Annotated in this window: 4 protein-coding genes; all 4 read left to right on the top strand. The window is 71.2% G+C overall.

Annotation, left to right across the window (positions count from 1 at the left end; all coding sequences use genetic code 11):
* Nucleotides 1-2: 2 nt before the first annotated feature.
* From M4V62_RS11895 to M4V62_RS11880, 4 genes are read left to right on the top strand one after another with little or no spacing between them, the layout of a single operon-like run.
* A complete protein-coding gene (locus tag M4V62_RS11895) occupies nt 3-959 on the top strand; it encodes an ornithine carbamoyltransferase (protein ID WP_249587232.1) in 957 nt (318 codons plus the stop codon).
* A complete protein-coding gene (locus tag M4V62_RS11890; protein WP_249587231.1) occupies nt 956-2,266 on the top strand; it encodes an MFS transporter in 1,311 nt (436 codons plus the stop codon). The genes M4V62_RS11895 and M4V62_RS11890 overlap by 4 nt, the downstream gene beginning before the upstream one ends.
* Before the next feature lie 17 nt (nt 2,267-2,283).
* Nucleotides 2,284-13,098: a non-ribosomal peptide synthetase gene (locus M4V62_RS11885; protein ID WP_249587230.1), complete on the top strand. Its 10,815-nt coding sequence runs from the start codon at nt 2,284-2,286 to the stop codon at nt 13,096-13,098.
* A complete protein-coding gene (locus M4V62_RS11880; RefSeq protein ID WP_249587229.1) occupies nt 13,088-14,122 on the top strand; it encodes a serine hydrolase domain-containing protein in 1,035 nt (344 codons plus the stop codon). Before M4V62_RS11885 ends, M4V62_RS11880 begins: the two co-directional genes overlap by 11 nt.
* Nucleotides 14,123-14,155 lie beyond the last annotated feature (33 nt).

The following is a 14,155-nucleotide window of genomic DNA, read 5'->3' as shown; positions in this document are numbered from 1 at the left end:
CCATGCACACCCCCGTGCGCAGCCTCATATCGATCGACGACCTGACGGACGACGAACTGCATGCGCTCGTCGGCCGCGGAGTCGAGTACAGCACCGGCCGGGCCGGACGCCCGTCGCCCCTGGACGGCCAGGTCGCCGGGATCTACTTCCGCATGACCTCCACCCGTACCCGTACCGCCTTCTCCTCGGGCGCCCTGCGCCTGGGCGGACGGCTGATCACCTACGGTCCCGACGATCTCCAGACCAACACGGGCGAGAGCAGCGAGGACACGGGCCGCGTCTTCTCACGGATGCTCGACGTCCTGGTGGCGAGGACCGGCGGCCCGTCGGCGGAGCTGCGGGCGTGGGCCGCCCAGGACCGGATGTCCGTGGTCAACGCGATGAGCGCCGAGGAGCACCCGACGCAGGCGCTCACCGATCTGACCACCCTGCACGCGCACTTCGGGCGGATCAAGGGCCTGCGGATCCTGTACCTCGGCGAGGGCAACAACACATCCGCCGCGCTCGCCCTGGCCCTGTCCCGCTACCCGGAGGTCGAGTTCGATCTGCGCACCCCGCCGGGATACGGCCTGACCGACGACATCCTGCGCTCCGCCAAGGCCCACTCCGCGCGCAGCGGCGCCCGCCTGACCGAGCGTCATGACATGGAAGGACCCCTGGGAACGTACGACGTCATCTACACCACGCGCTGGCGCACCACAGGAACCAGCAAGGCCGACGACGACTGGCAGCGGATCTTCGCGCCCTTCCAGGTGACGCAGGCGCTGTGGGAACACAGCCCGTCCGCGGTCTTCATGCACGACCTGCCCGCCCACCGGGGCGAGGAGGTCACGGCACAGGTGCTCGACGGCCCGGCGAGCATCGCCTTCGACCAGGCGGAGAACAAGATGCACAGCGCCATGGCCGTCCTGGAGTGGTGCAGGCAGGGCGGACGTCTCGATTCCGGGTCCCTTGAATGACCCTCTCCGAGGACACCGCGGCGCAGCAGGACCAGCCCAGCGGCCCGCTGCGCCGCAACCGGGACTTCCTGCTGCTGTGGACCGGGGCAGGACTGTCCATGCTCGGCTACCGGATGAGCACCGTCGCCTATCCCCTGCTGGCGATCTGGTACCTGGACTCGACGGTGGGCGCGGGCCTCATCGGCTTCGCTTCCCTGCTGCCCATGCTGCTCGTGCAGCTGCCGGCCGGGGTGCTGGTCGACCGGTACGACCGGCGCCGCGTGATGATCGGATGCGACATCGTCGGGTGCGTGGCCATGTCCACGCTCGTGGTGTCGCTTCTCGCGGGCCGTCTCTGGCTGGGACACCTCATGGCGGTGGCCTTCGTCGAGGGCAGCGCGGCCATCGTCTACCGGCTCGCGGAGCGGGCCGCCGTACGCAACGTGGTCCATCCGCAGCACCTGCCCGCGGCGCTGTCGCAGAACGAGGCCCGTGCGCAGGCCGCCGGGCTGATCGGGCAGCCCGCCGGGAGCTCCCTGTTCGCGTTCGCGCGCTGGACCCCCTTCCTCAGCACGGCGGTCGGCCACGTGCTGTCCCTGATCGGCCTCCTGTTCGTCAAGGCGGAGTTCCAGGCCGAGCGCCGTGCGGCGCCGGGCAAGCTGCGCAGCGAACTCCTGGAAGGCATCACCTGGTTGCGCGGTCAGCGCTTCCTGCGCGCGGCCGTCTGCCTGGTCGCCGGGAGCAATCTGCTGTTCCAGATCTCGGGCCTCGCCATCATCCTGGTGGTCAAGGAGAACGGCGGCTCACCGACCGCGATCGGGGTGATCGGAGCGGTGTCGGGCGTCGGGGGCGTCCTGGGGTCCCTGTTCGCCTCCCGGCTCCTCAAGCATCTGGCGCCCCGGACCATCCTGGTGGGCGCGTTCTCCGCGTGGGCGGCCGTCACCTCGTGCCTGGCCCTCACCACCGGTCTGTACGCGATCGGCGGGCTGATGGCGCTCGTCAGCTTCGTCGGGGCTTCGATGAACGTCTCGGCCGGCGTCTACCAGGTGCAGACGACCCCGGACGGCCTCCAGGGCCGGGTCACCAGCGTCGCCATGCTGGTGTCCTCCGGGTCCAACTCCCTCGGCGCGATCGCCGGGGGAGTGCTGCTGAGCACCTTCAGCACCACCCACACGATCGCCGGGGTCGCCGCGGTGATGTTTCTCCTCGCTGTCTCCACCGTGCTCAGCCCGGCCGTCCGAAGCGCCGGTGACAGCCCCTTGCTGTCCAAGGAGCAGGGCGGTGTGCCACCCGCACAGCGGACGGGCGAGGTCACGAGAGAGGGATGACGATGGGTGAGAGGGACATGACCACCTCGCAGGACGCAGCCCGGGCCGAATACCTCAGACTCAGACTGGCGGGCAGGAGGCACGGCCGCCGGGCCGCCCTGCCCCGTGCGGACCGCTCGGCCCCGCTGCCGCTTTCCTCGGGGCAGCAGCAGATGTGGTTCCTCAACCAGCTCGACCCAGAAAGCCCCGAGTACCTCGTGCCGATGGCGCTGCGGTTCACGGGGCCGCTCGACGGCGAGGCGCTGCTGCACGCCTGGGCGCGGGTGCTCGATCGGCACGAGATCCTGCGCACCCGTTACGCCATGGGCGACGAAGGACCCGTCCAGACCGTCCACCCGGACGGGCCGCGCGATCTCCCCCGCGTCGATCTGTCCACGCTCCGGGACGAGGCCCGGGAGGCGGAGGTCCTGCGGATCCTCACCGAGCAGTCGTCGGCGCCACTGGACCTCGCACACGACTGGCCGGTGCGCGGCAGGCTGATCCGCTGCGCGCCCGACGACCATGTGCTCGTGCTGGTGGCACACCACATCGCCTGCGACGCCTGGTCGACCCGGCTGTTCGCCCAGGAGATGGGAGCGCTCTACCGGGCCGCGGTGACCGGCACCTCGCCCGAACTCCCGCCCCTGGAGATCCAGTACGCGGACTACGCGGCCTGGGAGCAGCAGCACATCTCCGGCCCCGCCGGGCAGCGCCACCTGGCCTACTGGCGGACGCGCCTCGCCGACCTGCCCGTCCTCGACCTGCCCACCGACCGGCAGCGTCCCGCCCGTCGCGACCACACCGCCGACGCGGTCAGGTCCCACCTGCCGACGGCACTCACGGACGGCGTGCGGGCGCTGGCAGGACGGTACGACACCACGCCCTTCGTCGTCCTGCTCACCGCCTTCCAGGCGCTCCTCGCCCGCCACACCGGCAGCACGGACCTGGCCGTGGGCACCGTCGTGTCGGGACGCACCCGGCCCGAAGTCCAGCATCTGATCGGCTACGGCATCAACAGCCTTGTCCTGCGCGCCCGTTGGCAAGGCAACCCGTCCTTCGACGCGCTGCTGCGGCAGGCCAGGCAGACGGTGCTCGACGCCTTCGACCATCAGGAGGCGCCGTTCCCCATCCTGGCGCGCGAGCTGGCACCGGAGCGGGACATGTCCCGTACGCCCCTGTTCCAGAGCATGTTCATGATGCGCGAGACGGCGACGGAGGATTACGGGTTCCCGGGCGTCGGCACCGAGGTGCTGAACGCGTTCGCGCCCCGCGCCCGCTTCGATCTCGGCCTGACGGTCGAGGAGGGCCCCGACGGCACCCTGACCTCCCGGCTCGAGTACGCCACCGCGCTGTTCGACCGGGCCAGCGCCGAGCGGCTCCTGCGCCAGTACCACCGGCTGTTGCGGCACGCGGTCGACGAGCCCGGCACCCCGCTCTCCCACCTCGACGTGCTCGACATGCTCGACGTGCTCGACGAAGGCACCGTCGCACATGCACCCGGCCCGCAGGCCCGGGAAGCTCCCCGCTGTCTGCACTCCCTCTTCGAGGAGCAGGCGCGACGGACCCCTGACGCCGTCGCCGTCGTGGCCGCGGGCACCACCCTGACCTATGGGGAACTCGACGCCCGGGCCAACCGCGTGGCGCACCGCCTGCGGGGTCTGGGTGCCGGGCCCGAAAGCCTGGTGGGCGTCTGCCTCGACCGGGGCGCCGAACTCGTACCCGCCCTGCTCGGTGTGCTCAAGGCAGGCGCGGCCTACTTACCCCTCGATCCCTCGCACCCGGGCGAGCGGCTGCGGTTCGCGCTGGGGGACGCCGGAGCCTCGGTGGTGCTCGCCCAGTCCTCCACCACCGGCCTGCTGAACGGCACCCGCGCCGAGATCGTCGTCCTTGACGACGCCGAGGATCCGGTGCGCACGTCCCCGGCGAGCGCCCCCGTGACCGACTGCGTCCCCGACAACCTCGTCTACGCGATCTACACCTCCGGGTCCACGGGCCGCCCCAAGGGCGTAGCCCTCACCCACACCAACGTCCACCGCCTGCTGACCAACGCACGCCGGCACCTCGCCTTCGGGGAGGGTGACGTCTGGTCGATGACCCACTCCTACGCCTTCGACGTCGCCGTCTTCGAGATGTGGGGCGCCCTCCTGCACGGCGGCCGGCTCGTCGTCGTACCGCACGAGGTCAGTCGTACGCCGCAGGAGCTCATCGACCTGCTCGCCGCGGAAGGCGTCACCGTGCTCAGCCAGACCCCCTCGGCGTTCCGCGGCCTGGTGGCCGCGGCCGAGGCGGAAGATCCCCGGCTCGGCCGACTCGCCCTGCGGACGGTGATCTTCGCGGGCGAACGCCTCGACATCCCCGGTCTGCGGCCCTGGGCCGACCGGTTCGGCCTGGACGGTCCTGCTCTGGTCAACATGTACGGGATCACCGAGACGACCGTGCACACCACCTTCCACCGGATCACCCGCGACGACCTCGACCCCCTCGCCGCCAATGCAGTCGGGCTGCCGCTGGACGACCTCACCGTTCATCTCCTCGACGGCCAGGGCTGCCCCGTGCCGGACGGTGGGCGCGGCGAGATCCATGTCGGTGGTCCCGGTGTGGCCCGCGGTTACCTGGGCCGGCCGGAGCTCACCGCCGAGCGGTTCGTCCCTGATCCCTTCGGGCCGCCCGGTGCCCGCCTGTACCGCAGCGGCGACCTCGCCCGCCGGGGCCCCGAAGGAGAGCTCCAGTTCCTCGGCCGGACGGACGACCAGGTCAAGGTGCGCGGCTACCGGGTCGAGCCCGGCGAGATCGCGGCCGTCCTGCGGGAGCACCAGGCCGTCAGCCAGGCAGTCGTGGTCGTCGACGGCACGGCCACCGGCGACCACCGGCTGATCGGCTACGTGGTGCCCCAGGACGACGGCGCGGTCAAGGCCGAGGCACTTGCCGCACACTGCGCGGCACGGCTCCCTTCGTACATGGTCCCCGTGGCCTTCGTGCCGCTGGACGCGCTGCCGCTGACCGCCAACGGCAAGCTCGACCGCGACCGCCTGCCCCGGCCGGACCGCTCCACGCTCCTGCCCGAAGCCGTGTACGTGGGGCCGCGTTCGGGGTTGGAGGAGCGGGTGGCGGGTGTGTGGGGGGAGGTGTTGGGCGTGGAGCGGGTGGGGGTTTTCGACGGGTTCTTCGATCTGGGTGGGGATTCGATTCGGGCGGTGGCGTTGGTGGGGGCGTTGCGGGCCGGGGGTCTTTCGGTGTCGGTGCGGGATGTGTTCGACCGGCGGACGGTGGCGGGTCTGTGTGAGGTTTTGGCGGATCGTCCGGCGGCGCAGTCGCAGGAGTCGGTGGCGGCGTTCGCGTTGGTGGACGCACCGGATCGCGAGCTGGTGCCGGACGGAGTCGTCGACGCCTACCCGATGGCGTCGGCACAGATCGGCATGGTGGTGGACATGCTGACCCGCGACCGGTTCAGCAACTACCACAACGTCGCCACGACCCGGATGCGTGACGACCGGGATTTCTCCGTGTCGGCACTGCGCGATGCGGCACGGGTCGTCGTCGACCGGCACGAGGTACTGCGCACCTCCTTCGACCTGCACACCTTCTCCGTACCGATGCAGCTGGTGCATCCGACGGCGACGGTGCCCGTGGCGGTGCGCGACCGCCGGGGCTTTGACGCGACGGCGCTGCGCGCCGACTTCGACAGGTTCCACGACACGGAACGAGCCCACTTCTTCGACCTGGCCGAGCCGCCCATGATGCGGCTGACCGCCCATGTGAGCGACGACGGGTGGTGGCTGTCGATCACGGAGTTCCACGCCATCGTCGAAGGGTGGAGCTACCACTCCCTGATGCGTGAACTGATCGACTGCTACCTGCGGATCAGGGACGGCCGGGCCGTGGCACCGCGACCGCCCGTCGCGGTGCGCTACGCCGACTCGATCGCCGGTGAACTGCGGTCCCTCGCCTCGCCCGAGGACCGCGCCTACTGGACGAGGATCGTGGAGACGCACCCCAGGTTCAGCCTGCCGGCAGAGTGGGGTGACCCGCGGGAGCCGGTGCGGACGTACTGGGAGTCCGTGCCCTTCGACGACCTGGAGGACGGCCTGCGGGCCCTGGCCGCCTCGGCGAACGCCTCCCTGAAGAGCGTGCTGGTGGCCGCGTACGGCAAGGTCCTCGGCTCGCTCACCGATCAGCGGCGGTTCAGCGCGGGAGTCGTCGTCCACACCCGGCCGGAGGCGCTCGGCGCCGACCGTATCTACGGCATGCACCTCAATACCGTCCCGTTCGCATTCGACCGTGCGGGGGGTACGTGGCGGGAGTGGGTGCGGCAGGTCTTCGACCGGGAGGTGGAGCTGTGGCCGCACCGGCGTTTCCCGATGCCGGAGATCCAGCGCATGGCGGGCGAAGGGCGGCTCGTCAACGTCCTGATCAACCACGTGGACTTCGACCGCCTCGATGACGGAGTCGCCGATCTCGGCACCGCCATGGCGCCCGGCACGACCGAGTTCGACCTCGCCGTCACCACCCTCTCCCGACGCATCAGCCTCAAGAGCCACACGGGGGTGTTGAGCCGTGCGCATGCGGCGCGGGTGGCGGCGATGTTCCGTGCGGTGCTCGAGGCGATGGTGGCCGATGGTGACGGGGATGCCGGGGAGGAGCTTCTTCCGCCGGGGGAAAGGCAGTTGGTGGCGGGGCTGCGGGCTGCTGAGATGGGTGGGCCCGAGGTGCTGGTGCCTCAGTTGCTTGCCGAGCGGGTGCGTCGGACGCCGGGTGCGGTGGCGGTGTCCGCCGGTGGTGTGGAGTTGTCGTACGGGGAGGTGGACGAGCGGGCGAACCGCGTCGCGCATGTGTTGCGGGGTGCGGGAGTGGGCGCGGAGTCGCTGGTGGGGGTGTGCCTGGAGCGCGGGGTGGACCTGGTGGTGGCGCTGTGGGCCGTGTGGAAAGCCGGCGGCGCCTACGTCCCCATGGACCCGGCCTTCCCGCTGCCCCGGTTGCGCTCGGTGGTGCGGGACGCCGGCATCCGGACCGTGCTGACCGGCGGCTCCGTCGCCTCGGCTGTGGAGGAGGCGCTCGGGTCGGCGACCTGCGTCCGCGTGGACGGCGCGGAGGCGGCACGGACGAGTGCCTCGCAACCGCTGGGCGGCGTCCCGCTCGACCCGGAACCGCTGGACGCACCGCTCGATGCGGACCAGTTGGCCTACGTGATCCACACCTCGGGGTCGACGGGGCGGCCCAAGGGCGTCCAGGTCACCCATCGCGGCCTCGCCCACCATGTGCGCTGGGCCGCGCAGACCCTGACCTCCCACGGCGACGGCGGATCCGCGCTGTTCTCGTCGGTGGCCTTCGATCTCGTCGTGCCCAACCTCTGGGCACCGCTGGTCAGCGGACAGCGTCTGTGGATGTGGCCCGAGGACGGTGATCTGGCGGATCTGGCGGACGGCTTGTGCGCGGCCGGTCCTTTCAGCTTCCTGAAACTCACTCCCAGTCACTTGGAGCTACTGGCAGGGCAGTTGGACAGAAAGCGCGCCAGGGCGCTGGCAGGGACCGTGCTGTCGGCGGGGGAGACCCTGACCGGAACCGCGGCTGATCGCTGGCTGGAGTGGCTGGGCCCGGGGCGGCTGATCAACGAGTACGGCCCGACCGAGACGACCGTGGGCGCGTCCGTGATGCCGGTGAACATCTCGCCCGCCCCCGACCGGGTCCCGATCGGACGTCCCTTGCCGGGCGTCTCCCTGCACGTGGCCGATGAGAGTCTGCGGCCGGTGCCGGTGGGTGTGGTGGGGGAGTTGTATGTGGGTGGTGTCGGTGTGGCCCGTGGCTATCTGGGCCGGCCGGAGCTCACTGCCGAGCGGTTCGTGCCTGATCCCTTCGGGCGGCCCGGTGCGCGCCTGTACCGCACCGGTGACCTGGCGCGGGTTCTGTTCGACGGCACGGTGGAGTTCGTCGGCCGCGCCGACGACCAGGTGAAGATTCGCGGCCACCGCGTCGAGCCCGGCGAGGTCGAGGCCGCCCTCGTCATGCTCCCAGGGGTGGCGGAAGCCTGCGTCGTGGTCTCCGTGCTGGGCCGCGCGCCCGCCCTCGTCGCCTACGTGGTCCCCGCCGAAGGCGCTACCCCCGACGGCGCGGAGCTGCGCGCCGCCCTCGAACGGACCCTGCCCGCCCACCTCGTGCCCGCCGCCTTCGTGCCGCTGGACGCGCTGCCGCTGAACGCCAACGGCAAGCTCGACCGCGCCGCTCTGCCCGCTCCCGACGGCGAATCCCTGAACACCGCCCATGTGGGGCCGCGTTCGGGGTTGGAGGAGCGGGTGGCGGGTGTGTGGGGGGAGGTGTTGGGCGTGGAGCGGGTGGGGGTCTTCGACGGGTTCTTCGATCTGGGTGGGGATTCGATTCGGGCGGTGGCGTTGGTGGGGGCGTTGCGGGCCGGGGGTCTTTCGGTGTCGGTGCGGGATGTGTTCGACCGGCGGACGGTGGCGGGTCTGTGTGAGGTGATGGCGGATCGTCCCGCGGCACAGTCGCAGGAGTCGGTGGTGGCGTTCGCGTTGGTGGACGCACCGGATCGCGAGCTGGTGCCGGACGGCGTCGTCGACGCGTACCCCATGGCCCAGACGCAGATCGGCATGGTCGTGGAGATGCTCTCCGACGACTCCCTGCATCCGTACCACAGCGTCTCCTCCTTCCGGATACGCGACGAACACCCCGTCTCCCTCACGGCGTTGCGCCGTGCGGCGCAGACAGTGGTGGAACGGCACGAGGCCCTGCGCACCTCGTTCGACCTGCACACCTTCTCCGTACCGATGCAGCTGGTGCATCCCGCCGCCGAAGTCCCGGTACACCTGCGAGACCTGGGCGGATCGACCGCCGAGCAGATCAAGAACTCCCTCGACGCCTACCAGGCCCAGGAGCGGGACCGCCCCTTCGACCTGGCATCGCCGCCGCTGCTGCGGCTGTGCGCGCACCAGGAGGGCGACGGAGCCTGGTGGCTGACCGTCGTCCGCTGCCACGCGATCTCCGAGGGATGGAGCCACTACAACCTGTTGGTGGAACTCCTCGGCTGCTACGAGGAGATCAGGAACGGGACGACGCCCACGAGCCCGCCACCCGCGGCGGTGCGCTACGCGGACTTCGTCGCCGGTGAACTGCAGGCGCTCGCCTCGCCCGAGGACCGCGCCTACTGGAGCGGCGTGATCGAGAGGTATCCCCGGTTCACGCTGCCCGCGGACTGGGGCACTCCCGGAGCCGCCCGCGAACGCGTCCGGCTCCGCGTTCCCGTCGACGACCTTGCGGACGGACTGCGGGCCTTCGCGAGCCGGTCGGGCGTCTCGCTCAAGAGCGTGCTGCTCGCGGCCCATCTGAAGGTGCTCGGCTCGATCACCGAGGAGGAGACCTTCTGCACCGGTCTCGTCTGCGACGCCCGGCCGGAGGCGCTCGGCGCCGACCGCGTCTACGGCATGTACCTCAACACGGTCCCGTTCGCATGTGACCGTGCGGGGGGTACGTGGCGGGAGTGGGTGCGGCAGGTCTTCGACCGGGAGGTGGAGCTGTGGCCGCACCGGCGTTTCCCGATGCCGGAGATCCAGCGCATGGCGGGCGAAGGGCGGCTCGTCGAGGTCTCCTTCAACTACCTCGACTTCAGCAGTATCGACACCGGCCGGATCGATGTGGATCCCACGCTCACCGCCGGGGCGACGGAGTTCGACCTGGCCGTGACCGCACAGGCCGGCCACATCGGGATCAGCACGCACACGGGAGTGTTGAGCCGTGCGCATGCGGGGCGGGTGGCGGCGATGTTCCGTGCGGTGCTCGAGGCGATGGTGGCCGATGGTGAGGGGGATGCCGGGGAGGTGTTTCTTCCGCCGGGGGAAAGGGAGTTGGTGGCGGGGCTGCGGGCTGCTGAGTTGGGTGGGCCCGGGGTGCTGGTGCCTCAGTTGCTTGCCGAGCGGGTGCGTTTGACGCCGGGGGCGGTGGCGGTGTCCGCCGGTGGTGTGGAGTTGTCGTACGGGGAGGTGGACGAGCGGGCGAACCGCGTCGCGCATGTGTTGCGGGGTGCGGGAGTGGGCGCGGAGTCGCTGGTGGGGGTGTGCCTGGAGCGTGGGGTGGACCTGGTGGTGGCGCTGTGGGCCGTGTGGAAGGCCGGTGGCGCCTACGTCCCCATCGACCCCGGCAGTCCTCCGGCGCGCCTGCGCCACACGATGGCCGACTCGGGAGCCTCGGTGCTCGTGACGTCGGGCGCATGCGCGGGAGGCCTCGGCGCCGACTTCACCGGTCGTGTGATCCTGCTCGACGGCGCGGAAGCGGCCCGGGTCGCGACGGCGCCGGCGACGGAACCGGACCCCGTACCGGCGTCCTCCGGGGCACACCTCGCCTATGTGATGTACACCTCGGGATCGACAGGGCGGCCCAAGGGCGTCCAGGTCACCCATCGCGGCCTCGCCAACCGTGTCCGGTGGGCCGTCGAAACGATCGGGCTGCGCGCCGACGACCGTACGCTGCACAAGACTTCACCGAGCTTCGACGCCGCCGTGTGGGAGGTCTTCGCCCCCCTGGTGAGCGGCGGAACGCTGGTCCTCGCCCCGCCCGGCGCCGAACGCGACCCCGAGACGATGAACCGCGTACTGGCCGACGAGCGGGTGACCGTGCTCCAGGCGGTGCCCACCGTGCTGCGGGCGCTCGCGGAGTCCCCGCGATGGGCGGACGCTTCGGCCCTGCGACTCGTCTTCTCCGCCGGAGAGCCGCTCGACGCCGACCTGGCCCGGAGTGTCGTGGGCGGACGATCGCTCGCCCTGTGGAACACGTACGGCCCCACCGAGTGCACCATCGACGCCACGGCGCACCGTTACGACCCCGGGCAGGATACGGGCCCGGTACCCATCGGGCGTCCGCTGCCGGGCGTCTCCCTGCATGTGGTGGACGGGGGGCTGCGGCCGGTGCCGGTGGGTGTGGTGGGGGAGTTGTATGTGGGTGGTGTCGGTGTGGCCCGTGGTTATCTGGGCCGGCCGGAGCTCACTGCCGAGCGGTTCGTGCCTGATCCCTTCGGGCGGCCCGGTGCGCGCCTGTACCGCACCGGTGACCTGGTGCGGGTCTTGTTCGACGGCACGGTGGAGTTCATCGGCCGCGCCGACGACCAGGTGAAGGTCAACGGCGTCCGCGTGGAACCCGGCGAGGTGGCCGCCGCGCTGCGCGGGCTGCCCGGAGTCGCCGATGCCGCGGTCGTGCCGCGGGACGACGGACAGGGCAACCGGAGCCTGGTCGCGTACACCGTGCCGGCCGGACCCGACGCCCCGGACGGCACCGCTCTGCGCCGCGCCCTCGCCGAGTCGCTGCCGGCGGCTCTGGTGCCCGCGGTCTTCCTGGGCGTCGAGCGCATTCCGCTCACCGCGTCGGGCAAACCGGACCGCCGCGCCCTGTCCTCGCTGCCGGCCGGCCCGCAGAAAGACCACGTCAAGCCCCGGACAGCGACCGAGCGGGCGCTCGCCGACATCTGGTCCAGGGTGCTGCGCCTCGAACGGGTGGGCGCGCACGACCGGTTCTTCGAGAACGGCGGCGACTCCCTGCGCATCACCAGGGTGATCGCCGCGGCCCACCGGCAGGGCATGCCCCTGACCCTTCGGATGCTCTACGAACACGATGTCCTCAGCGATCTGGCCGCAGTGATCGACTCCCTTGTGGAAGGGCGAGACACGACCATGGTTTCCGACCTCACCCCCGCTACCGACACGCCCTCCGACCCCTCCCCGGGACCCCCCCGCCGCGACACCGCACCCTCGGTCCCCGAGGACGCCATGCTCGCCGCGATGGACCGCCACGCCGTACCGGGCGTGGGCCTCGCCCTGCTGCGCGGTGGCGAGGTGACCACCCTCACGGGGTACGGCGTCACCGCGGCGGACCGCCCCACACCCGTCACCGCGAGCACGCCGTTCCAGGTCGCCTCGATCAGCAAGCACGTCACCGTGCTCGGCGTCCTGCGGCTCGTCGCCGACAAGGTCCTCAACCTGGACGAGGACATCGACCGCTATCTGTCGTCCTGGCAGGTGCCGCAGAGCTCGGGCATCACCCTGCGGGAACTCCTCAGCCACCAGGCCGGACTGAGTCACGTGCCGCCCACCAACCATCTGCCCGACGCCACCATGCCGACGATCCTCGAGGTCCTGCGCGGAGCCCCGCCCGCGACCAATGAGCCCGTCCGCGCCGAGCACCGTGCCGGGCAGGTGTTCAAGAAGACCAACATCAACTTCTCCGTGCTCGAACAGCTCCTCGAAGACGTCACCGGTGAACGGTTCGGCCCGCTGATGCAGCGCCTCGTCCTGGACCCGTTGAAGATGACGGACAGCAGCTTCGACCAGGCCCACCCGGACACGTCGCCGGTGCCGGTGGCCATCGGTCACGACGCGAACGGTGCCCCGATCGCGGGCCGTTGGCGGGTGCGCAACGAAGTGGCCGCGGGCGGCCTGTGGGCCAGCGCCCGGGATCTCGCCAAGGTGGCCCTCGAAATCCGCCGGGCCCACAACGACGACGACGGCGTGCTGCTGACCCGCCCCCTGGCCCGTCAGATGGTGATGATCTGGCACCCCGGCAGCTACTACGGTCTCGGCTCCGTGGTCGACGACTCCGGCGGCGACCACGAATTCGGCCACGGCGGCCGCACGGTCGGCTACCGCAACGGCACCTTCACCCAACTCGGCACCGGCGACGGCCTCGTCATCCTCACGAACGGCGAGTCCGGCAAGCACATCCAGACCTTCGTGGCCGACCGCATCAGGGAGCCGAAGGCCGGTCTGGGCACCGGTCGGGGCAGTGACGGCTGGTCGAACGCCGTGGACGAACCGGTAGAGGGCCCCAGCCGTGCCGGAGCGGCGGTGCACGATGACGCATGATGCCGTGCACGACGTGATCGGGCAGCGCCCGGACGCGGAGGCGAGCGCCTTCCTGGTCAGGCTGACCGGACCCGACGGCACCAGCACCTTCGGCTCGGGAACCGCGGACCTCGACACCGGCGCCCCGCTCCACGCCGATCAGCACTTCCGCATCGGCGGGGTCACCAAGACGTTCCTCGCCGTGGCCGTGCTGAGCCTCGTCGCCGAGGGGCGGATCGAGCTCGACGAGCCGGTGGAACGACGGCTGCCCGGCCTGCTGCCCGGGACCGTCACCGTACGCAGCCTGCTGGATCACACCAGCGGCCTCGTGGACGAGAGCGACGTCCGCTACAACGACACCGCCTGGTTCCTGCGCCATCGCTTCGACACCTTCACCCCGGACCAGCTCATCGCCCGCGCCCGGAGCCGCCCACTCGCCTTCCCGACCGGCACCCGGCAGCAGATCACCCGGGCCAACTACGTCGCGCTCGGCATGCTCGTCGAACAGGTCACCGGGCACCCCTACGCCGAGGTGACCCGGGACCGGGTGCTGCGCCCACTGGGCCTCGACCACACCCACCTCCCCGGCGACGACCCCGAACTGGCCGCACCCTTCGTCCGCGGTTACGACGAGGGCGTGGACGTGACCCGGCACAGCCCTTCGCTGCACGGCGCGGCCGGCGAGATGGTGTCCACGGTGGCCGACCTCGACCGCTTCCTGCACGCCCTCACCGCGGGTGACCTGCTGCCGCCCGACATCGTGCGGGAGATGTACCGCGTCCCCGACGTGCCGTACGCGAAGGGCGGTCGCGCGTTCTGCGGAGCGGGCCTCGACAGCGTGACCCTGCCCGGAGACGTGACCGTGTGGGGGATGGTCGGCATCGTGCACGGCTATCTCGCCGGCATCGTGACCGGCGCGACCCCCGAGCGTCGGCTCGTCTACCTCATCTGCCCCACTCGCCGCGGTGAGTTGAGGGCCCCGCCGATCGTCGCCCGCCTGCTGCACTCCGCCTTCTGCGGTATCTCGAGTAGCCCCATTAGCTAAGAAATATAGGTCCGCGCCGAGAATTGTCTGCGG

Origin of the sequence: Streptomyces durmitorensis (assembly GCF_023498005.1) — a bacterium.
GTDB lineage: Bacteria > Actinomycetota > Actinomycetes > Streptomycetales > Streptomycetaceae > Streptomyces > Streptomyces durmitorensis.
The sequence above is the reverse complement of the archived record's forward strand: the minus strand, read 5'-3'. Positions and strand labels throughout refer to the sequence as shown.

Bases quoted from the DNA above. Each gene is read 5' to 3' on its own strand.
- M4V62_RS11895 (WP_249587232.1), top strand. From the start codon at position 3: ATGCACACCCCCGTGCGCAGCCTCATATCGATCGACGACCTGACGGAC.
- M4V62_RS11890 (WP_249587231.1), top strand. From the start codon at position 956: ATGACCCTCTCCGAGGACACCGCGGCGCAGCAGGACCAGCCCAGCGGC.
- M4V62_RS11885 (WP_249587230.1), top strand. From the start codon at position 2,284: ATGACCACCTCGCAGGACGCAGCCCGGGCCGAATACCTCAGACTCAGA.
- M4V62_RS11880 (WP_249587229.1), top strand. From the start codon at position 13,088: ATGACGCATGATGCCGTGCACGACGTGATCGGGCAGCGCCCGGACGCG.